Raw genomic sequence first — 25,106 nt, 5'->3', positions numbered from 1 at the left:
ATTCCGGCGCGGGCGGCGCTGAATTCCTGCCACGCCCGCGAAGCGGTGCCGCGACAGAGTCCAGGGGACCTCCACCCCTGGGCTCTTGCCTTGTGGGGACTGGCGAGCAGGGCCTCGATGCGCCGCCCACGGTCGATAATCCGCCAACTAATGCGGGGTACTCCCACGCGTCACATGATCCGGCCAGAATCGGGGCATCGCATATGCCAGGAGAGTGGCCGGAAAGACATGGTGACAGTGTTTCCGATGTGGCGATACTCGAAATGCCAGTGGCACTTCACCGCACAGGAGCCGCACGGAAAAGAGAGGGACCGGTCGGCACACCGGCGAGGCAACGGGGGAGTGATCGTGCACGATGAATTCCTGTGCCATGTCACCGCGTACGGGATCTGCGGCGGCCGGCGGGTAGGCGTACCGCTCGGCACCTACCGCGCGCCCACCCTCGCGCTCGCCCTGTGGTGGCTCAGGGACCGCGCCTCCTGGATCGCCGAACGCCTGGACCCCAGCCCCGAGGGTGAGAAGATCCCGGCGGGCGCCCTCGTCCCCGTCGCGGACACCGTGGCCGACGTCCCCACCCTGCTGCGCGCCTGGTGTTCGGACGACGTACGGCAGGAACTGGTCGCGGACGAACTGGCCGGCGGACGCCTGGTGCGGATCGCCGCGAGCGACGACACCACCGAGTACGAACTCCTCGCCGAGTCGGTCGACGCGCTGCGCATGCAGCGCACCGTGCCCGCCTTCGTCGTCCCCGTGGCCTGAGCGTGAAAGCGCAGGCCCGGCCCGGTCGTGGCACGCCGGGAACAGGGCCGCGCACAGCGAACGCATTCGGGGGAATGCGCGGGCCGAGCCGGGGTACGAGCAACACAGGCAACAGGCCGTACCGGGCATTTCGAGAGAGACACCATGACCGAACACCTGGGCGTGGCAGTGGCAGTGATACCGAGTGGTTTCGACGTACCCGTGGAACCCCTTCGGCGTGCGGCGCACTACACCGGGGAACCAGGATGCATCGCCGACGCGCGCGCTTTCGCCAAGCGCTTCCTGGAGCAGTTGCGGACCGAGTGGTGTGCCACCGTGGACAGCCGCACCGGCGGAGAGCTGCTGCTGGTCGTCAGCGAGCTGGTCACCAACGCCGACCGGCACAGCGGGGGCCCGTACATCCTGGAGCTGGAGGGCACCGACAGCGCGGTCAGCGTCTCGGTGTACGACAGCAGTGCGGCCCTGCCCCGCTTCTTCCCCAAGGACCCCGAGCGGATCGGCCATCACGGGCTGGAGATCGTGCGCGCGGTCGCCTCGGAGATCTCCGTGGACCGGGTTCCGGTGGGCAAGCGTGTGCGCGCCCTGATCCGGCTGGACGGCTGAGCGGACCGCTTCCCGGCCCTGCTGAACCCATGTACGCCGACCGTGATCCGGTCGGCGTCTTCGTGTGTCCGGAAGCCGGCCCTCGCGCGGCCGCCGCGGAGCAGGGCATGAAGACATGAAGAGTGGAGCAGGGCATGAAGAAGGGCGGCCCGGCCGAACCGGACCGCCCTCTCTACCTCAAGGTGTCAGAGCTCGAAGGTGTCAGCGCGTGATGCTCAGGCGCAGCCCAGCTCGCCGAGCATGCCCTGGCGCAGCCGCGCGATGATGCGCTTGATCAGACGGGAGACGTGCATCTGCGAGCAGCCCAGCTTCTCGCCGATCTCCGCCTGGGTGGCCTCCTCCACGAACCGCATGTGGATGATCTGACGGTCACGGTCGCTCAGCTCGGCCATCAGCGGGGCGAGGGCGTGGAAGTCCTCCACCAGTCGCAGGCCCTCCTCCTCGACGCCGATGAAGTCCGCCAGGACCGCCTCGCCGTCCTCGCGGCCGTCGCCGGTGAGGGCGGCGTCCAGCGAGCTGGAGTTGTAGCCGTTCGAGGCGAGCTGGCCCTCGACGACCTGCTCCTCGGTGATGTTCATCAGCGTGGCCAGCTCGGCCACCGTCGGGTCGCGGTCCAGCCGGCTCGACAGCTCCTCACGGGCCTTGGCCAGCTCCACGCGCAGCTCCTGGAGCCGGCGCGGCACGTGCACCGCCCAGGTGGTGTCGCGGAAGAACCGCTTGATCTCACCCACGATGTAGGGGAGCGCGAAGGACGTGAACTCCACCTCGCGCGAGATCTCGAACCGGTCGATCGCCTTGATCAGGCCGATCATGCCGGTCTGGACGATGTCCTCCATGTCGTCGCCCCGGCCCCGGAAACGCCCGGCGGCGAAGCGGACCAGAGACATGTTCATCTCGATCAGGGTGTTGCGTGCGTACTGGTATTCGTGCGTGCCCTCTTCCAGCTCCGCCAGCCGGCGGAAGAACTGGCGGGACAGGGCCCGCGCGTCACGCGGAGCGACGGATGCGGGGTCCGCGATACCAGGAAGGATCTCCTCGTCCGTCCTGTCCTGCGCGGTCCTCTCCGCGACCTCTGCCTGTGACCGGATGCCGACGGCGGTGTCCATTACCTCTCCCAAGTAAGTCACGGTGCTACGACTGCTCCGCGGCCCGGTCTCCCGGGGCCACGGTTGCCGCGTGGTCCCCGGATACCCGGAGATCCCCGCCCCATGCACGTCTTCTCTCACGGGCCGGGTACCCCCGGTCACGCGACGCATGCAGGCGAATTTCGACGTGGCCCGAAATCGCCGAAGTGGCTCGATCTTATCGATCCACGACCGATGAGTCCGGGGCCGGGGGTCGGTCCATACAGGTGTGAGCGCGCGACAGGCGCCGCGCCCCGTACAGGAGGTCCCCATGTCCCACGGCGGTTTCACCACGTGTCTCTGGTTCGACGGCCAGGCCGAGGAGGCGGCGCACTACTACGTCTCCGTCTTCAAGGACTCCGGCATCGGCCGGGTCACCCGCTGGAGCGAGGCCGGCCCCGGTGAGCCCGGTACCGTGCTCACCGTCGAGTTCACCGCCAACGGCCAGAAGTTCGTCGCCCTGAACGGCGGCCCCGAGTTCACGTTCAGCGAGGCCGTCTCGTTCATGATCATCTGCGCCGACCAGCGGGAGATCGACCACTACTGGACGCGGCTCACCGAGGACGGGGGCGAGGGCGGCCCGTGCGGCTGGCTCAAGGACAAGTACGGCGTCTCCTGGCAGGTCTGCCCCGAGCGTCTGCTGGAGATGACCAACGACGCCGACCCGCAGAAGGCCGCCCGCGCCTTCAGCGCCATGATGAAGATGCACAAGCTCGACCTCGCCGCCCTGGAGAAGGCGTACGCGGGCGAATGACCCGGACCGGCGCCCGGTCACACGCGTTCGGCGAGCACCTCGCCGATCGTGTGCCGGGCGTTCTGTGCCAGGACCGGGTTGGTGCGCCAGTAGTAGGGGAGCTGGACCAGGGCGACGGACAGGGCCCAGCCCCGGCCGCGCGCCCACTCGGCGTCGTCCGCGCCCACCGCGTCGCGGAAGACGCCCCGGGCGGAGGCGGGCAGCAGGTTCCAGGCCGCGATCAGGTCCACGGCCGGATCGCCCACCCCCGCGCAGCCGAAGTCGATCACCGCGCTCAGCCGGCCCCCGCCGGTGACCAGGACATTGCCGGGGGAGAGGTCGGCGTGCGCCCAGACCGGCGGGCCGGTGTGCACGGGGGCGGTCAGTGCCCGCTCCCACCGCGCGGTCGCCCCGGCCGTGTCGATACGCCCGGCGAGCTGGGCCAGCGCCTCGCGGGTCGACTCGTCCTGGCCGGCGAGCGGGGCGCCCCGGTGGCTCCGGGGCGCGTCCATGGCCGGGGTCCGGCGCAGGGCGGCCACGAACATGCCCAGTTCCTTGGCCAGTTGCTCCGGCTCCGCCACGGCGCCCGCGACCGGGTTGGCGCCGTCCAGCCAGCGGTAGACCGACCAGGGCCACGGGAAGCCGCCGTCCGGCTCCCCGGAGCCCACCGGCTCGGGAACGGCCACCGGCAGACCGGGGCCCAGGCGGGGCAGCCAGTCCCGCTCGTGCGTCACGTCCGCCACCGCGCCCGGATGGCGGGGCAGCCGTACCACCAGCTCCGGGCCCAGCCGGAACATCGCGTTCTCCGTGCCGGACGACCTCAGCCGGGTCACCGGCAGTTCCGCCCACGCGGGGAACTGCCGCGCCACCAGGCGCTCCACCAGCGGGGCATCGATGTCGAGTTCACCGTCACGCATCTTCTGGGTACTCACCGGCCCCATCCAAGGGCCGGCGCGTCCCCGCTGTCGACCGAAAAAAACGGACCACACCGTCCCCGAGCGTTCCGCCCACCGAGTGGCTGACGTGACGATCCGGGACGAACCACCAACACGAAAGGGCCGACCATGGCCGTGCGATCCGAAGGAACGCCCTGCTGGGCCGACGCGATGTTCACCGACCTGGAGGGCGCCAAGCAGTTCTACGGCGACGTCCTCGGCTGGACCTTCGGCGAGTCGTCGTCCGAGCACGGCAACTACACCCAGGCGTACGCGGACGGCAAGGCCGTCGCCGCCATCGTCCCGCCCATGCCCGGCCAGGAGAGTCCCTCGCAGTGGTGTCTCTACTTCGCCTCGCCGGACGCCGCCGCCACCGCCGCGAAGGTCAAGGAGAACGGCGGCGAGGTGCTGATGGAGCCGATGCGGGTCGGTGACTTCGGCACCATGGCCATCGTCCGCGAGCCCAGCGGCGCCGTCCTCGGCATCTGGCAGGGCGACGCCCACGAGGGCTTCGAGGCGGTGGCCGAGCCCGGCGCCTACTGCTGGGCGGAACTGTTCACCCGCGAGCCGGAGAAGGCGGACGCGTTCCTGCCGGCCGTCTTCCCGTACCGGATGAAGCAGATGGCGGACGAGCACATCGACTTCCGGCTGTTCGACCTGGGCGCCGACCCGGTGCTCGGCCGGATGCGGATGGGGGAGGAGTTCCCGCCCGAGGTCCCCTCCTACGTCAACGTGTACTTCACCGTCGAGGACTGCGACGCGGCCGTGGCCCGCGCCGTCGAGCGGGGCGCCGTACTCCGGTTCGGCCCGATGACCAGCCCCTTCGGCCGGTTCGCCGCCCTCAGCGACCCGCAGGGCGCGAGCTTCTCGGTGATCGATGTCGCCACCACGGACGGCGGCATGCCCGAGTTCAAGGACGCCTGACCCGGCCGGTCGGACCCCGCGCGCGGCCATGGCATGATCGGGCACATGCGTGAACGTGTGGTGGCCGCGTGCGACGGGGCTTCGAAGGGAAACCCCGGACCGGCCGGATGGGCGTGGGTGGTCTCGGGCGACGACGAGCGGACCCCGGCCCGCTGGGAGTCCGGCCCGCTCGGCCGGGCCACCAACAACGTCGCCGAACTCACCGCGCTGGAGCGGCTGTTGACCGCAGTCGAGCCGGACGTCGCGCTGGAGGTCCGGATGGACTCCCAGTACGCGATGAAGGCCGTCACCACCTGGCTCCCCGGCTGGAAGCGCAACGGCTGGAAGACCTCGGCGGGCAAGCCGGTCGCCAACCAGGACCTCGTGGTCCGCATCGACGCGCTGCTCGACGGCCGCTCGGTCGAGTTCCGGTACGTCCCCGCCCACCAGGTCGACGGCGATCCGCTGAACGACTTCGCCGACCGCGCCGCCAGCCAGGCCGCCGTCGTGCAGGAGGCCGCGGGCAGCGCCCACGGCTCGCCGGAGCCGCCGCCCTCGCCCGACACCCCGGCCCCCTCCGCCCGCCGCAAGGCGCCCCGGCGCGCCACCGGCGGCTCCGGGTCCGCCTCCGCGCGGACCATCAAGGCCAAGTTCGCCGGCCGCTGCCTCTGCGGCCGCTCCTACGCCGCCGGCGAGTCCATCGCCAAGAACGCGCAGGGCTGGGGCCACCCGGAGTGCCGTACCGCCACCGGCTGACCGGCCCCGCCGGATGCCTTCGGCCCCGGCCGCACCCGGACGCTGCTACCCTGCGAGGCCGAACGACTACGTCCGGTGACTTCCAGGGGTGTGTGCGTGAAGGTCGTCTGCGTCGGGGGCGGGCCGGCCGGCCTGTACCTCGCCATCCTGCTCAAGCGGCAGAACCCGTCCCACGACATCACCGTCCACGAACGCGCCCCCGAGGGCTCCACGTACGGCTGGGGCGTCACCTACTGGCAGGGCCTGATGGACCGCCTCCGTGCCCACGACCCCGAGTCGGCGGACGCGATCGCGAAGAACTCCGTCCACTGGTACGAAGGCGTCGCCCACGTACGGGACATGAGCACCCGTCAGCCCGGTGACCAGGGCTCCGGCATCGGCCGCCACCGTCTCCTCGAACTGCTCGCCGAACGAGCCCGCGAGCTGGGCGTACGGCTGGAGTTCGAGAGCGAGATCACCCAACTCCCGCCAGAGGCCGACCTGGTGGTGGCCGCCGACGGCATCGGCAGCGCCCTGCGCACCCGGTACGCCGACGCGTTCGGCACCCATGTCGCCCACGGCCGCAACCACTTCCTCTGGCTCGGCACCACCAAGGTCTTCGACGCCTTCACCTTCGCCTTCGTCGAGACTTTGCACGGGTGGATCTGGGCCTACGGATACCCCTACGACACCGGGCACAGCACCTGCGTCATCGAGTGCTCGCCCGAGACCCTCACCGGCCTCGGCCTGCACAGCGCCGACGAGGGCGACGGGCTCGCCCTGCTGGAGCGCCTCTTCGCGGACCTCCTCGACGGGCACCCCCTCATCGGCCGCGCGTCCGACGGCACCAGCGTCCCCTGGCTGAACTTCCGCACCCTCACCAACCGCACCTGGCACCACGACGGCCTCGTCCTGCTCGGCGACGCCGCCCACACCACCCACTACTCCATCGGCGCCGGCACCACCCTCGCCCTGGAGGACGCCATGGCCCTGGCCACCGCCCTGGGCGAACACCCCGCCCTGCCCGACGCGCTCGCCGCCTACGAGAAACGCCGCCGCTCCGAGCTGCTCTCCGCGCAGAGCGCCGCCCGCTACAGCGCCCGCTGGTACGAGAGCCTGCCCCGGTACATCGAGCTGCCCCCGCACCGCATGTTCGCCCTGCTCGGCCAGCGCCACTCCCCGCTGCTGCCCTATGTCCCGCCCCAGCTCTACTACGGCCTCGACAAGGCCGCCGGACAGCTCGGACCGCTGCGCCGGCTCAAGCGCTGGCTCGGCCCCCGCGCCGCCCGCGCCCTGCACGCCGCACGAACCCCCGACCGCTCCCGCTGAGCCCCTGCGCTCCAGCTCGGGGCAGGGCACCGGTTGGTGAATAGCCATTCACTGGATAGAGTGAATGGCTATTCACCAGCCACGCACATTCACCCGCAGGAGCGTCGATGGACCCCTCCGCCCCCATACCCGAGCCGTCCGGCACCCTCGCGGCGCCGCCCCGGCTGCGGGAGCGCCTCACCGTCCCCGTGCTGGCGTCGGGCGGCATCCTCATGGCCGTCATGCAGACCGTGGTCGTCCCGCTCCTGCCGGACCTGCCCCGGCTCACCGGGTCCTCGCCGGCCGCCGTCTCCTGGATGGTCACCGCCACCCTGCTCTCCGGCGCCGTGCTCACCCCGGTCCTCGGCCGCGCCGGTGACATGTACGGCAAGCGCCGGGTGCTGACCTCCGCGCTCGCCCTGATGACCGTCGGCTCTGTGCTGTGCGCGCTGTCCTCCGACATCACCGTGCTCATCGTCGCCCGCGCCCTCCAGGGCGCCGCCGCCTCCGTCGTCCCGCTCTCCATCAGCATCCTGCGCGACGAACTCCCGCCCCAGCGGCGGGGGTCGGCGGTCGCGCTGATGAGCTCCACCGTCGGCATCGGCGCCGCGCTCGGCCTGCCGCTGGCCGCGCTCGTCGTGCAGTACGCCGACTGGCACACCATGTTCTGGCTGACCAGCGCCCTCGGCGCGCTCGGGGTCGCGGCCACCTGGTGGGCGGTCCGGGAGTCGCCGGTGCGCGAGCCCGGCCGGTTCGACGTGGTCGGCGCGCTGGGCCTGGCCGTGGCGCTGGTGTCCCTGCTGCTCGCCGTCTCCCAGGGCGGCCAGTGGGGCTGGACCAGCCCCGCGGTGCTCGGGCTGTTCGCCGCCTTCGCCGTGGTGCTGGCCCTGTGGTGGCGCCAGCAGCTCCGCGCCGCCCGGCCGCTGGTCGACCTGCGGCTGGTTACCCGGCCGAGGGTGGGCCTGTCCCATGTGGCGGCCCTGCTCACCGGCTTCGCGTTCTACGCCAACTCGCTCGTCACCGCCCAGCTCGTCCAGGCGCCCAAGGCCAGCGGCTACGGGCTCGGGCTGTCCATCGTCGCCACCGGCCTTTGCCTGCTGCCCGGCGGCGTGACCATGCTGCTCTTCTCGCCGCTGTCCGCGCGGATCTCCGCCCGGCGCGGGCCCAGGATCACCCTCGCGCTCGGCGCCGCCGTCATCGCCTGCGGCTACGCGCTGCGCATCGCCGACAGCCGCGACCTGTGGATGATCATCCTCGGGGCGACCGTGGTGGCCACCGGCACCACCCTCGCCTACTCCGCGCTGCCCACCCTGATCCTGCGCGCCGTACCGGCCGCCCAGACCGCGTCCGCCAACGGTGTCAACGTGCTGATGCGGACCATCGGTCAGGCCGTCTCCAGCGCCGCCGTCGCCGCCGTGCTGGTCCACCACACCAGCCGCGTCGGCGGGCTGCCGGTGCCCACCCTGCACGGGTATCTGCTGGCCTTCGGCATGGCCGGCGCCGTCGCGCTCGCGGCCTGCGCGGCCGCGCTCACCATCCCCGGCGACAGCACCCCCGAGAACACCCCCCGTGCCGAGGGCGCCACTCCGGGGGCCCGTGCCCTGGAGGAGGCGTGACCACCGCACCCGCCCCCGCGCGCCGGGACGCCGAGACCACCAAGGCGGCCATCCTCAAGGCCGCCCGGTATCTGCTGGCCCGCCACGCACACGCCGACATCACCCTCAAGGCCGTCGCCGAGCGGGCCGGGGTCAGCCCGCCGCTGGTGCTGAAGTACTTCGGCAACAAGGACGCCCTGTTCGCCCGCGTCATGTCCTTCGACACCGACGCCGACGACCTCCTCGACGCACCGCTGGGCGACCTCGGGCGGCACATGGTCCGGCACGTCCTGGCCAGCCAGCGGGACCGGGGCGCCGACCCGCTGCTGCGCATCGCCTTCGCCCCGCTGCACGGCGACCACGGCGACGTCCTGCGCGCCAACTTCCGCGCCCAGGTCACCGACCGCCTCGCCGCCCGGCTCACCGGCCCCGACGCCGGCCTGCGCGCCGAACTCGCCGTCGCCGCGCTCATCGGCGTCGGCGTCATGTACGGCATCGCCCGCGGACCGCACCTGTGCGAGAGCGGCCCGGACGAGGTGGCCGACCGCTACGGCCCGTTGGTGCAGGCCCAGTTGACGCCCTGACTCATCCCTCGGGCCCGGTCAGCAGTGACGCCGCGCAGCGGCGGAACGCGGCGAGCAGGCGGCCGTTGTCGCCCGCGCGGGTGGCCAGCGCGACATGGCAGGGCTCCACGCCGTGCAGCGGGATCGCGGTCAGGTCGGGCCGGGCCGGCATCCCGGGCGCGGCCGCCGCGATCGCCAACGCCTGGCCGGAGGCGACCAGTTCGAACTTGTCCTCGATGTCCCCGATGAACGGGCCGTCCGGCGCGGGCCGCCCGTCCGGGCGCGGGTCGATCCGCCAGAACGCGTCCCACAGCGGGTCCGGGACGCGGGGGAGGGGCTCGTCCGCGATGTCGTCCAGCGTCACCGACTCCTTGCCCGCGAGCCGGTGGTCCAGCGGGACCACCACCACGCGCGGCTCGTCGTAGAGCACGCTCACCCGCAGCCCGTCGGTGGCGAACGGCAGCCGGGCCACCAGCGCGTCCACCCGGTGGCCGAGCAACGCCTCCCGTGCCTCGTGCCAGCGCAGGTGCGCGGCCCGTACGTCCGCGTCCGGGAACGTGCGCCGCAGCTCCCGCACGGCCGGGGTGACCAGCACGCCCGTGGTGTAGCCGACGGTGATCCGGCTGGGCTCGGCCGCCGCCCTCGCCTCCGTCGCGGCCTGGTGCGCGGCCCGCAGCAGTGCCCTGGCGCGGGGCAGGAAGACCTCGCCCGCCTCGGTGAGCCGGGTGCCCTGCGGGGTGCGGTCCAGCAGCTCGACGCCCAGCTCCCGCTCCAGCCGCCGTACCTGACGGCTGAGCGAGGGCTGGGTGATGTGCAGGGCCGTGGCCGCGCGGCCGAAGTGCCGGTGCTCGGCGACGACCGTGAAGTGCCGGACCAGCCGGAGATCGAGATCCGCGAAATCGGACATGCCCTCCAGCGTACGGCGCTCGCACCAGCGGTGATGCCCGGAACGTATTGCGCCATGCGGAAGAAGCCTTGGACGCGCGGGTTCCGCCCGGCCGACGATGGAGCAACTCCCACCGACCATTCGAGGAGAGCTTCACATGCGTGTTTTCGTCACCGGGGCCACGGGGTTCGTCGGCTCCGCCGTGGTGCCCGAACTGATCGGCGCCGGGCACGAGGTCGTCGGCCTCGCCCGGTCGGACGACGGGGCCGCCGCGCTCAAGGAAGCGGGCGCCGAGGTGTTCCGGGGCAGCCTGGAGGACCCCGAGGGCCTGGCCCGCGCGGCGGACGGCGCCGACGGGGTGATCCACCTGGCCTTCGTCCACGACTTCGCCGACTTCGACGCGGCCGGCGCCACCGACCTGCGGGCGATCGAGGCGATGGGCGCCGCCCTGGCGGGCTCCGACCGCCCGCTCGTGGTCACCTCGGGCACCGCGATCGCCCCGTCGGGCCGCCTCGTCACCGAGACCGACGCGCCCGCCCCGGGCACCCACCGCACCCCGTCCGAGGAGGCCGCCGTCGCGCTGGCCGAGCGGGGCGTGCGCGCCTCGGTGGTGCGGCTCGCGCCCTCCGTGCACGGGCGCGGCGACCACGGCTTCGTCCCGCACCTCATCCGCATCGCCCGCGAGAAGGGCGAGTCCGCCTACATCGGCGACGGCGCCAACCGCTGGCCCGGTGTCCACCGGTCCGACGCCGCCGGGCTGTTCCGGCTGGTGCTGGAGCAGGCCCCGGCCGGTACCCGGTGGCACGCGGCCGACGAGGAAGGCGTGCCGGTCCGGGACCTCGCGGAGGTCATCGGCCGCCACCTGGACGTGCCCGTGGTGAGCGTGCCGGCGGAGCGGGCCGGGGAGCACTTCGGGTTCCTCGGCCGGTTCGCCGGGGTGGACAACCCCACCTCCAGCGCCGCGACCCGCGAACGGCTCGGCTGGCGGCCCACCGGGCCCGGACTTCTCGCCGATCTGGACGAGGGCCACTACTTCGACTGAACCTGCACAGTAGGCCCGATCAAGTGAGCGGTTTGAAAGAACGTTTGCGCGGTTAATTGCACCGCATGACCGAGGAGGCACCGCTCAGGGGGCGGGACGAGACCAGGGACGAGCGGGCCGACCGCAAGTGGGGGGAACTGATCCAGGAGGTACGTGTCGCGCAGACCGGCGTACAGATCCTGTTCGGCTTCCTGCTGACGGTGGTCTTCCAGCCCAAGTACGCCCGGCTGTCCGACACCGACCAGCTCATCTACATCGTCACCGTGGTCCTGGGGGCCTGCGCGACCGGCGCCCTCATCGGGCCGGTCTCCCTGCACCGCCTGGTCTCCGGGCGCCGGGTGAAACCGCAGGCGGTGAAGCTGGCCGGGGCGCTGACCTTCGTCGGCCTGGTGCTGCTCCTGATCACCATGGCCAGCTCGCTGCTGCTGATCCTCCGGGTCGCCACCCACGACGGCTACGTGCCCTGGCTGGTCGGCTCGGTCGTCTGCTGGTACCTGGTCTGCTGGTACGGCCTGCCGATCTGGACCCGCCTGCGGTACACCGACCCCGAGGACCGCTAGCGCGCGGTCCGGGCCGCGAGGGCCGCCATCGAACGGTCGTGGACCCGGCTGAGCAGCAGCAGGGAGAGCACGGAGCCGATCAGGGCGCAGAACATGTCCCATTGGGTGTCCCACACATCGCCCTGGGTCGCGAGGAAGGCGTCCGCTCCGTGCCCGCCGATCACGGCGGCCAGCCACTCCAGCAGCTCGAAGCAGGCGCTGAAGGCGAGGCAGGCGCAGACCGTCAGCGGGGCCAGCCAGCGGCTGCCGCGCAGCGGTGAGGTACGGCTGAGCAGCTCCCGTACCAGGATCGCCGGGACGAAGCCCTGCATCAGATGCCCGAACCGGTCGTACGGATTGCGACTCAGGTGCAGGGTGTCCCGCACCCAGTCGCCCGCCGGGACCTGCGCGTACGTGTAGTGGCCGCCGACCGCCAGCACCAGCGCGTGCGCGGCGAGCAGACCGCACAGCAGTCCGGTGAGCGGGAAGCGCCGCCGGAGCAGCACCACCAGGGGCAGCCCGATCAGCACCCAGAAGGTCTCCAGGAACCACGTCGTACGGTCCCGCGCGCCCCACGCGGAGACGGCCAGGCCCACGGCGGCCACGCCGGCGAACACGACGGGCGGCACCGTGCGGCGGGCGCCCGGCAGGTCGGGGTGGACTGCGGTCACGGCGGGCTCCAGAGGCTGGACGATGTCGGTCGCCCCATCGTGCGGCCGCCCGGCGCGCGGGGACATGAGTACCGGTACTCAAGCCCCGCGCGATCGACAAGACACCCCCCTAGGCCGTGTCCGGAAAGTCCCGCCTGGCTCGCGACGCCTGGCACGCGCCCTCGCGGCGTTGTCGGGATCGCCCTCGTACGCCCAGTACGAGGACGACCCTCCGCCTTGCGAGCGCACGCACCAGACGCCGCGAGCCCTGCCCTCCGGGCAGACGGCGCCACTTTCCGGACACGACCTAGGGCTTGTCGCCCACGGCGCCGCGGAGCGCGGTGAGGCAGGAGCCGATCGCCTGCTGCAACTCCTCCAGGCGCCGGACCATGTCGTCCTCGTAGAAGTCCTGGGCGTCGTCGAAGGTCAGCTCCTCGAAGGCGCGGGTCGCCTTCTGCAGGCTGCCGTAGAACCTGGTCCGCCGCTCCTGCACCCGGAGTTCGGGGTCGGCTTCGACGGTGTCGGCGACCAGCGTCTTCAGCGTGTCGTACGCCTCCACCGCCCACTCGCCGGTGTCCTCGTCGTCGTCCAGCTCCTCGATCAGCGACAGATGGCGCTCGGCCTCCTCGCGCAGTTCGGCGGGGGCGTCGACGGTCTGCCCGGCGGGGGTCCTGATCTGCCCGGACTCGGCGATCTGCCGGACGTAGCCGATCTTGTCGGCGGCGCGGCTCTCGGTGGCGACGGCCTTCTTCAGGTCGTCGGTGCGCACCACGTCCCGCGCCAGCTCGGCCTGGAGTTCCGGGTCCTCCTTGATCCGGTCCAGCAGGGCGGAGCGGGCCGCGCGGGCGGTGGAGGGGTCGGCCAGGATGGCGGCGCGCAGCGCGGTCGGGTTCTCGGCCACCTCCAGTGCCTTGGTGGGACGGATGCCCTCGGCCTCGGCGGCCTCCGCGATGGCCGTGCCGCGCTCGGACGTGGCGCTGCTGCGGGCGGAGTAGTAGCTCAACCAGACGTCCGAGTCCGGGAGTTGCACCTCCTGGCCCGGCTGGAGCGTCTCGAACTGCGGGACCAGGCCGTCGTCGGCGGCCCGGTCCCAGGCCCGGTAGTAGCGCATGACCCGCTCCGGGGAGCACCCCGCCAGCTCCGCGAACTCCTTCGCGGACACCTTGGGCGTCTCCCCGGCCGCCTGCCCGCCCGGCCGCACACTGCGCGCCACCATCAGCGCGAAGGCCCAGCCGCCGGTGCGCGCGTACACCCCGAACTCGCGGGCGTCACGCGCCACGAGGTCGGACAGGGGCGCCGGGGCGTCGGCGGTGCTCTCGGAGGGGTCGATGGCCAGGGTCACGGATGCTCTCCTGCGTACGGGGACTCGATGGGGCGGTCACCCGGCCGGCCGGGCGCCGAGGGCAGCCTATATGGCCCGATAGGCGATGTTTGGCCGCCGCCGGTACCCGCCCGCTCGGCGTTCCCGGCCCGCTCAGCGTTCCCGGTCCGCCAGCGCGTCCAGCAGGGCGCCCAGCTCGGCCGCCGCGCCCGGCTCCAGCGGCAGCCCGTCGAGCAGCGTACGGGCGGCGGCCATGTGCGCACGAGCCTCCGTCAGGGCCGCGTCCCGGCCGCCCGCCGCCTCGATCAGCGCCGCCGCCTGAGCCGTACGCTGCCGGCGGAGCAGGCCCGGCAGACGGGCGCCCTCGGGGGCGGCGAGCGCGGCCAGCACCGGATACGTCCTCTTGCCCTCGCGCAGGTCACCGCCCACCGGCTTGCCGGTGACCTCCGGGCGGCCCCAGATGCCCAGCACGTCGTCCGCGAGCTGGAAGGCGACCCCCGCGTGCCGTCCGGCCCGGTCCAGCGCGGCGACGACCGGACGCGGCGCCCCGCCCAGCAGCGCGCCGAGCGCGAGCGAACAGCCCAGCAGCGCCCCCGTCTTGCCCTCCGCCATCACCCGGTACTCCTCGGGCGTCACCGCCTCCGGGCCGGTCCACGGGCGGGAGGTGAACAGCAGGTCGTCGGCCTGCCCCCGCAGCACGTCGGCCAGCGCGCCCGAGAGCAGCCGCACCCCGCCGGGCACATCGGCCAGGACGCCGACGGCCAACGCGAACAGGGCGTCCCCGGCGAGGACGGCGGGACCCGTGCCGTACGCCTTCCACAGCGCGGGGCGGCCGCGCCGGGTGGCGTCGCCGTCCATGATGTCGTCGTGCAGCAGCGAGAAGGCGTGCACCAGCTCCACCGCGACCGCGCCCGGCACCCCCGCCCCGGCGTCCGCACCGGCCGCCCGCGCCCCGAGCACCGTCAGCGCCTGCCGCACCCCCTTGCCGCCCGCCTCCGCGCCCTCGCGCCAGCCGAAGGAGTACGCGGCCATCTCGGCCAGCCACGGATGCAGCCCGGCGACCGCCTCCTGCAACGCAGGCCGCACCAAGTCACGTGTCTCGACCAGGACTTGAGGAGCCGAGATCCGCTCCGCGCGGAACACCGCCGTCACCGGGCGCCCTCCGTCTCGGGCACGAACTCGGCCTGCGCCCGCGCCACCATCTCCCGCGTGTGCCGCAGCCCCGCACGCTCCAACACCGCCGCCAGATCGACCAGTTCGGCCGCCGTCTCCTGAGGGTCCCGGCCGAGCCGGGCCAGCGACTTGGCCAGCCCGAGCCGGGACAGCGCCTCGCCACGGGGTTCGTCCATCGTGCGGAACTCCGAGAGCGCCAGTCCGTACAGGTCCCGCGCCTCCTCGTAACGCCCGGCGCGGTACAGGACGTTGCCGCGCATCTTGTGGTTGTAGGCGAGCGCGCTGGACAGGTTCATCGTCCGGCAGGTCTCCTCCGCCCGCGACAGCAGCTCCAGCGCCCGGCCGGTGTCCCCGTCGCGCGCCGAGAGGATGTCCGCGAGCCCGCGCAGCGCCCAGGCGTGTCCGCGCCGGTCGTCGGCGCGTTCGGCTATCTCCGCCGCCTCCTCGAACAGCGCGTACGCCCGCCCGAAGTCGCCGGTGTTGCGGTGCATCTGGGCGATGCCCTCCAGCGCCCACACCGTGTGCCGGGCCTCGCCGCGCCTGCGGGCCTCGGCGAGCAGCTGTTCGTGCAGCCGGCCGACCGCCGCGTAGTCGCCCTGGATGCGGCCGGTCTCCGCGAGCCCGGCCAGCGAGTAGCCCCGGACCACGATGTCGCCGCCGCGCTCGCCGAGTTCGGCGGCCAGCCCCAGCAGCCGCCAGGCCAGCGGGAACGCCCCGCGCTGCCGGGCCAGCGTGCCCCCGCTCCACAGCGCCCACGCCATCGCCCCGGTGTCCTGGGCCGTACGGGCCGCGCGGTAACTCGCCTTCCACGCGCGGTCGGCCTCCGCCGTGTCGCCGAGCCGGCGGTGCGCCTCGGCCACCGCGAGACCGCAGCGGGCCACCTCGGCGGGGCTCCCGGCCCGCTCGGCCTCGCGCAGCCGCTCCAGGCCCTCGGCGAGCACCTCGGTCAGCGAGGAATTGACGGACAGGGTGGTCAGGGCGCCCTGGTACTCCGGGGCGAAAGCCTTGCCGTACATGTGAACCTTTCTATACACCACGTGTATACGCGTCGCGTATAGCATGCGGGCGAACGCCCCGGTCCACCGGGGGAGGCGGGGCGTGGTCGGTCGTGGGGCAAGACGCGGGTACGGCGACGGGGGTTGCCCGTGCGACGCGGATCACTCCGGGTGGCGCGGGGAACCCCCGTACGGGATCAGTGCTGTTGGGGCCTCTGCGGGGTCGCCTCGCTGGGCCGGACCACCACGACGCCCTCGCCCTGGAGCATGAGCTGGACGGCTTCGCCCGAACCGCCCCGCAGCATCGAGCCGATGGACTGCGAGCGGTGCAGCGAGGTGCGCAGGTTCGCGGTCCAGCCGACCACCGCGTCCGTGTCGACGTACACCGGCGCCTGCTCGGACACCGGGATCACCAGCGGGTTGCCCTCGCAGATCAGGCCGAGCCGGCCGTGCCCGCTGAACACGCTGTTGAACAGGCCGCCACCGGCGATGCCGGAGCCCTTCACCGTCTTGATCTCGTAGGACAGCGAGGCGTCGAAACACAGCACGTTGCGGCCGTTGACGGTGAACTGGTCGCCGGGCTCGACCTCGACGATGAAACAGTTCTGCGCCTCGTGCGCGAACCACGCCTCGCCCCGCCCGCGCACCGACATCAGCGGCAGCCCCTCGCCGGTCACCGCGCGCTTGAGCATGCCGCCCACGCCCTGGCCCTTGCGCTCGAACTGGAGGCTGCCACGGTGGGCGATCATCGCGCCCTGGCGGGCGAGCATCTCACCGTCCACCGTGTACCTGACGCATTTGCCGTTCTCTATCGCCATTCCCGGCTCTACCGCCGGACGGACCATGTGCTCACTGGAAAAGAGGTCACCCTTCATGAGCGCATGGTGTCCCGGACGGACCGGTTCCGCCAAGATCACGGGCCTGACGGGCCGTCCGGGACGGGGAGTTCAGCGCGCCGGGGAAGCCGGGGCGATGTCCGCGTCGCGCTCCACCAGCGCCGGGCCGCGCCGCTGCTTGGCACTCTTGCCGCAGAAGGCCGGCTCCAGGGCGCCCGCGAGCGCGTTGAGCACCTTGCCGTTGTTGGAGGTGGTGGCCACCGCCGTCAGCGCCCGCTTGCCGTCCTTCGTGGCGAAGGCGTACGTGTAGTAGCCCTGCACCGCGCCCGTGTGCCCGTACACCGACACCCCGCAGGACAGGTCCCGGCGGCGCAGGCCGAGGCCGTAGGCGGTGGTGTCGTCGACCTTGGTGAAGCGCTCCATCTGCGCGAGCCGCGCGGCGGAGAGCAGCCTGCCGCCGAGCAGCGCCGCGAGGAAGGTGTTCAGGTCCTTGGCGGTGGAGATGACGGCGCCCGCGCTCTGCGCCCACGACGCGGTCTGCTCGGTCGCGTCGACCAGCGGGTCGCCGGAGCGGTCCGGGGTCAGATAGCCGCGCGCGAACCGGCCGGGGATCCGGGTGTCCGGGTGGACGTAGAAGGTGTCCCGCAGCTTTAGCGGGCCCGTGATCCGGTTCTGGTAAGCCTCCTTGACCGGGCGTCCGGTGAGCTTCTCGATGAGCATGCCCGCCACCACGAAGTTGGTGTTGGAGTACGAGTAGGCCGCGCCGGGCGCGTTGACGCGCGGCTTCTTCAAGGAGAGCGCGACCAACTGGGGGTAGGTGAACACCTTCTTGCGCACGGCCTCGAAGCCGGAGACGCTCTGGGCGAACATGTCGTTGGTGTAGTCGTACAGCCCGCTGCGGTGGCTCAGCACATGGCGCACGGTGATGGCGTCGCTCGGCAGCAGCTTCGGCAGGTACCGGTTCACCGGGGCGTCCAGGTCCAGCTTGCCCTCGTCGGCCAGTTGGAGCAGGACGACCGAGGAGAAGGTCTTGGTCACGCTGCCGATGCGGAACCGGTCGGCGGTGCTGGCCGCGCGGCCGGTGCCCCGGTCGGCGACGCCCCGGCTGATCAGATGGCTGCGGCCCCGGTCGTCGATCCGGGCCAGCGCGGCCGGCGCGCCCTGGGTGCGGACCGTGCGCAGCACCCCGTCCACGCCCGCCGTGTCGGGTGCGGGGAGCGCGGCCGCGGCGCCCTTCTCCCCGGTCGCCGCCTGTGCCGGGACGACGAGGAGCGACAGCGCCACCGCTCCGAGTACCGCGCTCCTGCCCACCGTTGCCGAGACCATCAGGGCACCACTCCCGTCCACACCGCCGTTGATGCGACATGCGTCACATTCCGGCCTGGAACCTAGGGGATTGACGGCCCGTCTCCCCAGTCGACACACAGTCGGCCAGGTGGCGATCACTCCGGGGTGTCCTTTGGGTAAAGGATTGTCCCGGAGAGCAGCGAAATGGATCATTCCTTCTTTACGTGGCCATGACTCATCCGAAAGGGTGAACCTTCGGGGCGCGACCCGCCTGCCCCGATGGCCGCCCAACGGCGCCATGTGTCACGGCGGCCGGCGCGCCCGGCCGCCGTCGAACGAAGGAACAACCCCTGGTGCGCAGACCGCACATACGCAGTGTGGCCGTCGCCGTCGCGGTGGCGACGGCGGCCACGGGCCTGGCCGGCACGGCCTTCGCCCGCCCCGCGCCCTTGACGGCCCACACGGCCGCCGAAGGCGTCCGGACCGCCGCACGGACCGCCCCCGTGGTGAACGCGGCCCGCGCGGCCGCGCTCGCCCACGCCGACGCCTCCGGGGTCGGCACGGGTGACGAACTCCGCGTGCAGGACGTCATGTTCGACCCCGAGGGCGGCCGTCACGTCCGCTTCCAGCGCGCCCACAGCGGCATGCCGGTGCTCGGCGGCGACCTCGTCGTCCACCTCGACCGGCAGCTCGCCTACACCGGCGTGACCACCGCGGCCGGCCAGTCCGTACAGGCCACCGCCTCCGACGCCCGGATCACCCCCAGGCAGGCAGCCGCCAAGGCGGCCGACGCCGCCGAGGGTGCCGCCGGGACCGCCGAACTCGTCGTCGACGCGCGCGACGGCGAGACCGCCCTCGCCTACCGGGTCACCGTCACCGGCAGTGCCCTGGACGGCGCGAGCGGCACCCGTACGGTCGTCGTGGACGCCGTCACCGGCGAGGTCCGCAGCAACGCCCCGGACGCGGACGAGTTCCTCTCGCCGAAGCTCCGCAAGGCGCTGCGGTCGCGCGGTGAGACGGTCACCCCGGCCACCTCCGGCCAGAGCGCGCCGAGCCTCCTCGCGGGCATCACCTCCGGCGCCTCGGGCTACCCGGCGACCGCGCGGGGCACCGGCAAGACCCTGTTCGTGGGCAGCGTCCCGCTGACCACCACGCAGACCTCGCGCGGCCACTTCCAGCTCAAGGACCCGACCCGGTACAACACCGAGACGCGGGACGCCAAGGGCAAGTACAGCGAGTCCTTCGGCAGCGGTACCGCGATCACCGGTACCGGCAACGTCTGGGGCAACGGCAGCACGAGCAACCGCAACAGCGCGGCCGCCGACGCCCAGTACGGCATCACCAAGACGCTGGACTTCTACAAGAGCACCTTCAACCGGTCGGGCATCGCCAACAACGGCAAGGCCGCCCGCGCGATGGTGCACTGGGGCCGCGGCGTCGGCAACGCCTTCTGGGACCCGGCGTGCGGCTGCATGCTGTACGGCGACGGCGACGACATGATCAAGAAGCCGCTGGTCGTGCTCGACGTCACCGGTCACGAGCTGACCCACGGCGTGGTCGACGCCACCGCCAAGCTGGAGCCGACCTACGTCGACCGCGACGGCAACCAGTACGGCGAACCGGGCTCGCTCAACGAGTCCCTCGCCGACATCTTCGGCTCCAACGTGGAGTTCTTCGCCGCCAACGCGAAGAACCCGCCGAACTACCTGATCGGCGAGAAGCTGGGCCTCGCGCAGAAGTTCCTGCGCCGTCTCGACCACCCCTCCCTGGACAGGCTGGAGGGCACCGTCGACTACTGGTCGAAGGCCACGTACGACACCGAGGTGCACGCCGGGTCCGGCGTCTCCTCGCACGCGTACTACCTCCTCGCCGAGGGCAGCGGCAAGAAGAAGATCGGCAGCGTCTCCTACGACTCGCCGACCTACGACGGCGGTGCCGTCAAGGGCATCGGCCGGGCCAAGGCCACGGCGATCTTCTACCGCGCCCTGACCCGCTACATGGTCTCCACCACCGACTTCCACGACGCCCGGGTGGCGACGCTGAACGCGGCCAGGGACCTGTACGGCGCGACGAGCACCGAGTACCGGACCGTCGACCGGGCCTGGGCCGCGGTCAACGTCAAGGCCGCCAACACCCCGGCGAACCACTGACGTAGCACCGGCTCCGACAGGGCCCCGTCCCGCCTCGCGCGGGGCGGGGCCATTGTGCACGCCCGGACACGGAACGTACCGAGGTGCGGGGCACCCGCGTCGGCGGGACCATCGCAGGCATGGGCCAGACGAAGGAACCGGCCGGGTGAGCGGCCGGGGGAGAGCGCGCCGGGCGGCCGCCGTCCTGCTGCTCGTCCTCGCCGGCCAGGCGACGCCCGCTCTCGCGGTCACCCCGCCGGCCGGGGCCACCGTGCGCGGCACCGGCGTGGTCACCTGGGCCGCGAGCGCCCAGCGCGTCGGAGAGGGCGCCGACCGGGCCTACCGGCTGATCGTGAAGGTCAGCGCGGGCGGGACCGACCTGCGCGTCCGGCTCTCCAACGCCTTCGGGGACCGCCCGCTCACCGTCGACGGCGCCCACGCGGGCCTCCAGGCCGAGGGCGCCTCCCTGAAGCCCGGCAGCAACCGGGCGCTCACCTTCGACGGCGAGCACACCGTCACCGTCCCGGCGGGCGGTACCGTCTGGAGCGACCCGCTGCCCGGCCGGGTCGCCGCCGGGGCCCGCCTCGCCGTCAGCCTGCGCACCCCGGACGCCCGGGGGCCCGCCACCGGGCACGAACTGGCCCTCACCACCTCCTACCTCGGCCGGGACGCCGACCCCGGCGGCGCCGGCGACACCGGCTGGGCGCCGACGACCGGCTCCTGGTGGTACCTCGACGCCATCTCCGTACGCCCCGCGCACCCCCGTACCGGCGCGGTCGTCGCGCTCGGGGACTCCATCACCGACGGGTGGGGGTCCACGCCCGGACGCGACCGGCGCTGGCCCGACGACCTGGCCCGGCGACTGCGCGCGGACGGCACCGGCGTCGCCAACGAGGGGATCTCCGGCAACCGGGTCCTCAGCGACGACGACGGCGGCCCGAGCGCCGGGCGGCGGCTGGAGCGGGACGTCCTCTCCCAGCCCGGCGTGCGCACGGTGATCCTCTACGAGGGCGTCAACGACCTCAAGGCGCACCACGGCGCGAGCGCGGCCGAGATCGTCGCGGGGTACCGGGAGATCACCGAGCGGGCCCACGCGGCGGGCCTGTGCGTGGTCGGCGCCACCGTCGCCCCCTTCAAGGGCTGGCTCCAGTGGGACCCGGCCGCCGAGGCGGTCCGCCGGGAGGTCAACCACCAGGTGCGCACCGGCGGCGACTTCGACGCCGTCGCCGACGTCGACCGCGCGCTGCGCGACCCCCGCGACCCCGCCCGGCTGCGCCCCGACCTGGACAGCGGCGACCACCTCCACCCCGACGACGACGGCATGCGCGCCATCGCCGGGGCGGTCGACCCCCCGAGCCGGAACTGCCGGCGCTGACGCCGGTTCAGCTCAGCAACTGGGTCCAGTCGGCCGGGACCCGTCCGGCCGGGCCCGGTACCGGCTGGTCGGCGGGGTGGCTCTCGGGCGGGGCAAGGGCGGGGCCGGACTCGTACAGTTCCTTCGTCGCGTAGTTCCAGAACCAGTCCTCGCCGGGCTCGAAGCTGCGCAGCACCGGATGGCCGGTGTCCCGGTAGTGGGCGGTGGCGTGCTTGCCCAGCGAGTCGTCACAGCACCCGATGTGCCCGCACCGCGCGCAGCGGCGCAAGTGGAACCACCAGCTGCCCGCCTGCTCGCACTCCACGCACCCCGTACCGCTCGGCGGCACGGACGGATCGATCGGGCTGTCCTCACTCATGCGCCCTCCTGGGCTCTCGGGGTCTCGCCGGACGGGGTGTCCGCGGTCAGGGGCAGGCGGACCTGGAAGCGGGTGTCGCCGGGGGCGGACTCCAGCCGCAGGGTGCCGTGGTGCTTGTCGACGACGATCCGCCGGGAGATGTCCAGCCCGAGACCGGTGCCCGCGCCGACCGGCTTGGTGGTGAAGAACGGGTCGAAGATCTGCTCCCGGATCTCCGGGGGCACCCCGGGCCCGGTGTCCGCGAACTCCACCAGGGCCAGTCGCCCGTCCCGCGCCGTCCGCACGGTCAGCGTGCCTCCGCCGCCGTCCTCGGTCATCGCGGACACCGCGTTGTCGATCAGGTTGGTCCACACCTGGTTCAGCTCCGCCGGATAGCCCGGCAGCGAGGGCAGCGTACGGTCGTAGGCGCGCACCACCTCGATGTGCGGGCCGAGTTTGCCGGAGAGCATCAGCAGGGTGCTGTCGAGGAGTTCGTGCACGTCCACCACGCGGAACGGGGCCCGGTCCAGCTGGGTGTACTGCTTGGCGGCGTCGACGAGTTGGGAGACGCGGGTGGTGGCGTCCTCGATCTCGTTCATCAACAGCTCGGTCTCGATGGTGTAGTTGAGCCAGCCCACCGCGCCGCCCAGGATCTCCTGGTCCACCGTGGCGGCCACCCGCTCCAGCCAGTCGGCGTCCAGGCCCGCCTGCACGAACACCGGGGCGAGCCGCCAGCCGTCCTCGATGCCGTGGTCGGTCAGCCAGTCCGCGAGCGCGTCCTCGCGGTCGGCCGCCTCCAGTGGGCCGAGCACGGGTGCCTTGGCGACCCGCTCGGCGGTGCGCTCCTGGATCTCGATCAGACTCGCCAGCGCGTCACGGGAGAACGGCCCCTCCGCGATCACCCCCAGCTTGTGCCGCATCCGGGCCACCCGCTCCCGCAGGGTGGAGGTGGCCCGCACCGCGGCCGCCGCCGGATTGTTCAGCTCATGGGTGAGCCCGGCCGACAACGAGCCCAGCGCCAGCAGCCGTTCGCGCTGCCCGATGGCCGCCTGCGTGCTCTTGGAGCCGAAGAACAGCCCCTCCAGCAGATGCACCGCCATCGGGAACCAGGCCCGCATCACCTCCGCGAACACGGACGCGGGCAGCACGAAGAACCGCGTCGGCTCCGTCACCCGCATCGAGTTGTTGTACAACTGCCGCACCCGGTCCCCGAGATACGCCTGCATGGCGCCGCCGTACACCCCGCGCTGGCTGGTCCGGGACACCTCGACGTCCTCGGCGCCGATCCGCCGGGAGAGCACGACGGCGCCCTCGATCAGCACGTAGAAGCAGGTCGCCGGGTCACCCTCGGTGTACACCGGGCCCGGCTCGAACTGCTCCACCCGGCCGTCCCGGCACAGCCGTCCCACCTGCTCGGGTGACAGCCGCTCGAAGAGGAACAGCGTGCCGATCTCGCCGGGGCTGCACGGCAGCGGCCGCCCGCTCACGACTGCTCCAGATAACGGTGGACGAGCATCACGGCCATGGCTCCCTCTCCTACGGCGGACGCGACCCGCTTGGCCGACTCGGCGCGCGCGTCGCCCGCCACGAACACGCCCGGCACGCTGGTCTCCAGGTGGTACGGGGGCCGGTCCAGATCCCAGTCCTCCGGCAGTTCCCCGTCCACGGTCAGATCCGGGCCGGCCAGGATGAACCCCCGCCCGTCCCGGCGCACGGTCCCGTCCAGCCAGCCGGTCAGCGGAGCGGCGCCGATGAACACGAACATCCACTGCGCCTCGGCCTGCTCCGCCTCACCGGTGTCCACCCGGCGCAGGGTCAGCCGCTCCAGCCGGTCCGAGCCGTGCGCCGCCTCCACCTCCGTGCGGGCGCGCACCGTGATGTTCGGGGCCTCGGTGATCTGCTGGACCAGATAGTGCGACATCGACGCCGACAGGTCGGGCCCGCGCACCAGCAGCGTCACCGACTTGGCGAACCGGGACAGGTACATCGCCGCCTGCCCGGCCGAGTTGGCGCCGCCCACGATGAACACGTCGTGCCCCTGGCAGGACGGCGCCTCGGTCAGCGCCGACCCGTAGAACACCCCGCAGCCGGTCAGCCCGGCACAGCCCTCGGCGGTCAGCCGCCGGTACTGCACCCCGGTCGCCAGGATCACGCTGTGCGCGCCGATCGCCGAGCCGTCCGCGAACCGGACGACCCGCGCCGCGCCGTTGACCTCCAGTCCCGTCACCTCGCGCGCGGTGAGGATCTCCGCGCCGAACCGGGTCGCCTGGCGGCGGGCGCGGTCGGTGAGCTGGGCGCCGGAGACGCCGTCGGGGAAGCCGAGGTAGTTCTCGATACGGGAGCTCTGCCCGGCCTGGCCGCCCGTGGCCGAGCGCTCCACCAGGACCGTGCGCAGGCCCTCCGACGCCCCGTACACCGCCGAGCCCAGCCCGGCCGGGCCGCCGCCGATCACCACGAGGTCGTAGAAGTCGGCCGTCGGGGTCGTCGCCAGACCGACCCGGGCCGCCAGCTCCGGAGCCTCGGGCTCGACCAGCACCCCGCCGTCCGGGGTGATCACCAGGGGCAGCCGCAGCCCGTCCTGCCCGGCCGCCGCCAGCAGGCGCCGGCCCTCGGGCTCCTCCACCGAGTACCAGCGGTAGGGCACCTGGTTGCGGGCCAGGAACTCCCGCACCTCCGAAGACCGCGCCGACCAGCGGTGGCCCACCACCTTCATGAACGGCACCGGCCGGTGGTCCCCGGCCCGCCAGGCCGCCAGCAGGTCGTCGACCACCGGGTACAGCTTCTCCTCCGGCGGGTCCCAGGGCTTGAGCAGGTAGTGGTCCAGATCCACCACGTTGATCGCGTCGATCGCCGCCCCGGTGTCCGCGTACGCCGTCAGCAGCACCCGCCGCGCGCCCGGGTAGACGTCCATCGCGCGTTCCAGGAACTCGATGCCGTTCATCACCGGCATCCGGTAGTCCGCCAGCAGCACCGCCACGGAGTCGCCGCGCAGCTTCAGCTCGCGCAGCGCCTCCAGCGCCGACCGACCGGACTCGGCGCGCACCACGCGGTACGCGGCGCCGTAGCGGCGCCGCAGATCGCGGGCGACCGCGCGGGACACGCCCGGATCGTCGTCCACGGTCAGCAGGACGGTCCGGGCCGCGTCGGTCGGTTCTGCCATGCGTTCTCACCCCGGGCGGTCGGGTGCACGTCCCGCCCATCGTATGTGCGTTTCTCCCGCTTCGCCCCGGTGTGCTCCGGGCGACGGGTGGCGGAGGCGCCCGCCCGCTGTGGCAGGG

General features: G+C 72.9%; 24 protein-coding genes. 12 read left to right on the top strand and 12 right to left on the bottom strand.

The annotated features are described in order from the left end of the window. Window positions 1-348: 348 nt before the first annotated feature. On the top strand, window positions 349-759 hold the full coding sequence (locus tag D0Z67_RS00740) for a hypothetical protein (protein WP_031180635.1): 411 nt from the start codon (window positions 349-351) through the stop codon (window positions 757-759). A gap of 144 nt (window positions 760-903) precedes the next feature. Next, window positions 904-1,362: an ATP-binding protein gene (locus D0Z67_RS00735; RefSeq protein WP_031180636.1), complete on the top strand. Its 459-nt coding sequence runs from the start codon at window positions 904-906 to the stop codon at window positions 1,360-1,362. 215 nt (window positions 1,363-1,577) lie between these two features. Here the strand turns inward: D0Z67_RS00735 and D0Z67_RS00730 are convergent, their stop codons facing one another. Further along, window positions 1,578-2,468, bottom strand: a complete 891-nt coding sequence (locus D0Z67_RS00730) for an RNA polymerase sigma factor SigF (protein WP_031180637.1) — start codon at window positions 2,466-2,468, stop codon at window positions 1,578-1,580. Window positions 2,469-2,757: 289 nt separating this feature from the next. Here D0Z67_RS00730 and D0Z67_RS00725 point away from each other — a divergent pair, with 289 nt between their 5' ends. Then, window positions 2,758-3,240 carry a VOC family protein gene (locus D0Z67_RS00725; protein WP_031180638.1) on the top strand — a complete coding sequence of 161 codons (483 nt, stop codon included), beginning with the start codon at window positions 2,758-2,760 and terminating at the stop codon, window positions 3,238-3,240. Between the two features lie 17 nt (window positions 3,241-3,257). Here the strand turns inward: D0Z67_RS00725 and D0Z67_RS00720 are convergent, their stop codons facing one another. Next, entirely contained in the window at window positions 3,258-4,160 is a 903-nt protein-coding gene (locus D0Z67_RS00720; protein WP_031180639.1) for an aminoglycoside phosphotransferase family protein, read from the bottom strand. Window positions 4,161-4,283: 123 nt separating this feature from the next. On the opposite strand from D0Z67_RS00720, the gene D0Z67_RS00715 reads away from it, so the two are divergent. The 5 genes from D0Z67_RS00715 to D0Z67_RS00695 all read left to right on the top strand — a co-directional run bounded on the left by D0Z67_RS00715 (window position 4,284) and on the right by D0Z67_RS00695 (window position 9,279). Next, the gene (locus D0Z67_RS00715) at window positions 4,284-5,078 is read left to right on the top strand and encodes a VOC family protein (protein ID WP_031180640.1); all 795 of its coding nucleotides are present in this window, start codon (window positions 4,284-4,286) and stop codon (window positions 5,076-5,078) included. A 33-nt stretch (window positions 5,079-5,111) separates the two neighbouring features. Continuing rightward, window positions 5,112-5,813 carry a ribonuclease H family protein gene (locus tag D0Z67_RS00710; RefSeq protein WP_031180641.1) on the top strand — a complete coding sequence of 234 codons (702 nt, stop codon included), beginning with the start codon at window positions 5,112-5,114 and terminating at the stop codon, window positions 5,811-5,813. Between the two features lie 96 nt (window positions 5,814-5,909). Then, window positions 5,910-7,121 (top strand): FAD-dependent monooxygenase, encoded by a 1,212-nt coding sequence (locus tag D0Z67_RS00705; RefSeq protein ID WP_199812159.1) that lies wholly within the window; start codon window positions 5,910-5,912, stop codon window positions 7,119-7,121. A 107-nt stretch (window positions 7,122-7,228) separates the two neighbouring features. After that, window positions 7,229-8,716 (top strand): MFS transporter, encoded by a 1,488-nt coding sequence (locus D0Z67_RS00700; protein ID WP_031180643.1) that lies wholly within the window; start codon window positions 7,229-7,231, stop codon window positions 8,714-8,716. Next, window positions 8,713-9,279, top strand: a complete 567-nt coding sequence (locus D0Z67_RS00695) for a TetR/AcrR family transcriptional regulator (RefSeq protein WP_031180644.1) — start codon at window positions 8,713-8,715, stop codon at window positions 9,277-9,279. The genes D0Z67_RS00700 and D0Z67_RS00695 overlap by 4 nt, the downstream gene beginning before the upstream one ends. 1 nt (window position 9,280) lies before the next feature. Here D0Z67_RS00695 and D0Z67_RS00690 read toward each other — a convergent pair whose 3' ends face one another. Further along, window positions 9,281-10,165 (bottom strand): LysR family transcriptional regulator, encoded by an 885-nt coding sequence (locus D0Z67_RS00690; RefSeq protein ID WP_031180645.1) that lies wholly within the window; start codon window positions 10,163-10,165, stop codon window positions 9,281-9,283. Window positions 10,166-10,301: 136 nt separating this feature from the next. On the opposite strand from D0Z67_RS00690, the gene D0Z67_RS00685 reads away from it, so the two are divergent. Continuing rightward, window positions 10,302-11,186 (top strand): SDR family oxidoreductase, encoded by an 885-nt coding sequence (locus D0Z67_RS00685; protein ID WP_031180646.1) that lies wholly within the window; start codon window positions 10,302-10,304, stop codon window positions 11,184-11,186. Between the two features lie 65 nt (window positions 11,187-11,251). Next, window positions 11,252-11,746, top strand: coding sequence for a DUF6328 family protein (locus D0Z67_RS00680; RefSeq protein ID WP_031180647.1), 495 nt, complete (start codon window positions 11,252-11,254; stop codon window positions 11,744-11,746). Here the strand turns inward: D0Z67_RS00680 and D0Z67_RS00675 are convergent. The 6 genes from D0Z67_RS00675 to D0Z67_RS00650 all read right to left on the bottom strand — a co-directional run bounded on the left by D0Z67_RS00675 (window position 11,743) and on the right by D0Z67_RS00650 (window position 18,026). Next, window positions 11,743-12,354, bottom strand: coding sequence for a DUF2238 domain-containing protein (locus D0Z67_RS00675; RefSeq protein ID WP_031180648.1), 612 nt, complete (start codon window positions 12,352-12,354; stop codon window positions 11,743-11,745). The genes D0Z67_RS00680 and D0Z67_RS00675 overlap by 4 nt on opposite strands. A gap of 328 nt (window positions 12,355-12,682) precedes the next feature. After that, complete coding sequence (locus D0Z67_RS00670) at window positions 12,683-13,717, bottom strand: hypothetical protein (RefSeq protein WP_131589599.1); 1,035 nt, start codon at window positions 13,715-13,717, stop codon at window positions 12,683-12,685. A gap of 132 nt (window positions 13,718-13,849) precedes the next feature. Beyond that, on the bottom strand, window positions 13,850-14,848 hold the full coding sequence (locus tag D0Z67_RS00665) for a polyprenyl synthetase family protein (protein WP_031180650.1): 999 nt from the start codon (window positions 14,846-14,848) through the stop codon (window positions 13,850-13,852). After that, the gene (locus D0Z67_RS00660; protein WP_031180651.1) at window positions 14,845-15,885 is read right to left on the bottom strand and encodes a tetratricopeptide repeat protein; all 1,041 of its coding nucleotides are present in this window, start codon (window positions 15,883-15,885) and stop codon (window positions 14,845-14,847) included. Before D0Z67_RS00660 ends, D0Z67_RS00665 begins: the two co-directional genes overlap by 4 nt. Window positions 15,886-16,061: 176 nt before the next feature. Next, window positions 16,062-16,739 carry an AIM24 family protein gene (locus tag D0Z67_RS00655; RefSeq protein WP_031180652.1) on the bottom strand — a complete coding sequence of 226 codons (678 nt, stop codon included), beginning with the start codon at window positions 16,737-16,739 and terminating at the stop codon, window positions 16,062-16,064. A gap of 72 nt (window positions 16,740-16,811) precedes the next feature. Beyond that, window positions 16,812-18,026, bottom strand: a complete 1,215-nt coding sequence (locus D0Z67_RS00650; RefSeq protein WP_031180653.1) for a serine hydrolase domain-containing protein — start codon at window positions 18,024-18,026, stop codon at window positions 16,812-16,814. A gap of 314 nt (window positions 18,027-18,340) precedes the next feature. Between D0Z67_RS00650 and D0Z67_RS00645 the strand changes: the two genes are divergently transcribed. Together D0Z67_RS00645 and D0Z67_RS00640 are read left to right on the top strand one after the other, a co-directional pair. Further along, window positions 18,341-20,137: a M4 family metallopeptidase gene (locus D0Z67_RS00645; protein WP_031180654.1), complete on the top strand. Its 1,797-nt coding sequence runs from the start codon at window positions 18,341-18,343 to the stop codon at window positions 20,135-20,137. Window positions 20,138-20,282: 145 nt separating this feature from the next. Then, window positions 20,283-21,491 carry an SGNH/GDSL hydrolase family protein gene (locus D0Z67_RS00640; RefSeq protein ID WP_031180655.1) on the top strand — a complete coding sequence of 403 codons (1,209 nt, stop codon included), beginning with the start codon at window positions 20,283-20,285 and terminating at the stop codon, window positions 21,489-21,491. A gap of 7 nt (window positions 21,492-21,498) precedes the next feature. Here the strand turns inward: D0Z67_RS00640 and D0Z67_RS00635 are convergent, their stop codons facing one another. From D0Z67_RS00635 to D0Z67_RS00625, 3 genes are read right to left on the bottom strand one after another with little or no spacing between them, the layout of a single operon-like run. Next, complete coding sequence (locus D0Z67_RS00635) at window positions 21,499-21,849, bottom strand: UBP-type zinc finger domain-containing protein (protein ID WP_031180656.1); 351 nt, start codon at window positions 21,847-21,849, stop codon at window positions 21,499-21,501. Continuing rightward, window positions 21,846-23,315: an ATP-binding protein gene (locus tag D0Z67_RS00630; protein WP_031180657.1), complete on the bottom strand. Its 1,470-nt coding sequence runs from the start codon at window positions 23,313-23,315 to the stop codon at window positions 21,846-21,848. The genes D0Z67_RS00635 and D0Z67_RS00630 overlap by 4 nt, the downstream gene beginning before the upstream one ends. After that, the gene (locus tag D0Z67_RS00625; RefSeq protein WP_031180658.1) at window positions 23,312-24,988 is read right to left on the bottom strand and encodes an NAD(P)/FAD-dependent oxidoreductase; all 1,677 of its coding nucleotides are present in this window, start codon (window positions 24,986-24,988) and stop codon (window positions 23,312-23,314) included. The genes D0Z67_RS00630 and D0Z67_RS00625 overlap by 4 nt, the downstream gene beginning before the upstream one ends. Window positions 24,989-25,106: the final 118 nt, after the last annotated feature.

The sequence above is a fragment of the Streptomyces seoulensis genome, assembly GCF_004328625.1.
In the GTDB taxonomy this organism is placed as follows: domain Bacteria; phylum Actinomycetota; class Actinomycetes; order Streptomycetales; family Streptomycetaceae; genus Streptomyces; species Streptomyces seoulensis.
This window is presented reverse-complemented; position numbering and strand designations above follow the sequence as displayed.

What these genes read in the sequence shown, in the direction of transcription:
- D0Z67_RS00720 (WP_031180639.1), bottom strand. Translation starts at nt 4,160, where the DNA reads ATGGGGCCGGTGAGTACCCAGAAGATGCGTGACGGTGAACTCGACATC.
- D0Z67_RS00650 (WP_031180653.1), bottom strand. Translation starts at nt 18,026, where the DNA reads ATGGTCTCGGCAACGGTGGGCAGGAGCGCGGTACTCGGAGCGGTGGCG.
- D0Z67_RS00635 (WP_031180656.1), bottom strand. Translation starts at nt 21,849, where the DNA reads ATGAGTGAGGACAGCCCGATCGATCCGTCCGTGCCGCCGAGCGGTACG.
- D0Z67_RS00735 (WP_031180636.1), top strand. Translation starts at nt 904, where the DNA reads ATGACCGAACACCTGGGCGTGGCAGTGGCAGTGATACCGAGTGGTTTC.
- D0Z67_RS00700 (WP_031180643.1), top strand. Translation starts at nt 7,229, where the DNA reads ATGGACCCCTCCGCCCCCATACCCGAGCCGTCCGGCACCCTCGCGGCG.
- D0Z67_RS00660 (WP_031180651.1), bottom strand. Translation starts at nt 15,885, where the DNA reads ATGTACGGCAAGGCTTTCGCCCCGGAGTACCAGGGCGCCCTGACCACC.
- D0Z67_RS00685 (WP_031180646.1), top strand. Translation starts at nt 10,302, where the DNA reads ATGCGTGTTTTCGTCACCGGGGCCACGGGGTTCGTCGGCTCCGCCGTG.
- D0Z67_RS00680 (WP_031180647.1), top strand. Translation starts at nt 11,252, where the DNA reads ATGACCGAGGAGGCACCGCTCAGGGGGCGGGACGAGACCAGGGACGAG.
- D0Z67_RS00715 (WP_031180640.1), top strand. Translation starts at nt 4,284, where the DNA reads ATGGCCGTGCGATCCGAAGGAACGCCCTGCTGGGCCGACGCGATGTTC.
- D0Z67_RS00710 (WP_031180641.1), top strand. Translation starts at nt 5,112, where the DNA reads ATGATCGGGCACATGCGTGAACGTGTGGTGGCCGCGTGCGACGGGGCT.
- D0Z67_RS00730 (WP_031180637.1), bottom strand. Translation starts at nt 2,468, where the DNA reads ATGGACACCGCCGTCGGCATCCGGTCACAGGCAGAGGTCGCGGAGAGG.
- D0Z67_RS00690 (WP_031180645.1), bottom strand. Translation starts at nt 10,165, where the DNA reads ATGTCCGATTTCGCGGATCTCGATCTCCGGCTGGTCCGGCACTTCACG.
- D0Z67_RS00655 (WP_031180652.1), bottom strand. Translation starts at nt 16,739, where the DNA reads ATGAAGGGTGACCTCTTTTCCAGTGAGCACATGGTCCGTCCGGCGGTA.
- D0Z67_RS00625 (WP_031180658.1), bottom strand. Translation starts at nt 24,988, where the DNA reads ATGGCAGAACCGACCGACGCGGCCCGGACCGTCCTGCTGACCGTGGAC.
- D0Z67_RS00725 (WP_031180638.1), top strand. Translation starts at nt 2,758, where the DNA reads ATGTCCCACGGCGGTTTCACCACGTGTCTCTGGTTCGACGGCCAGGCC.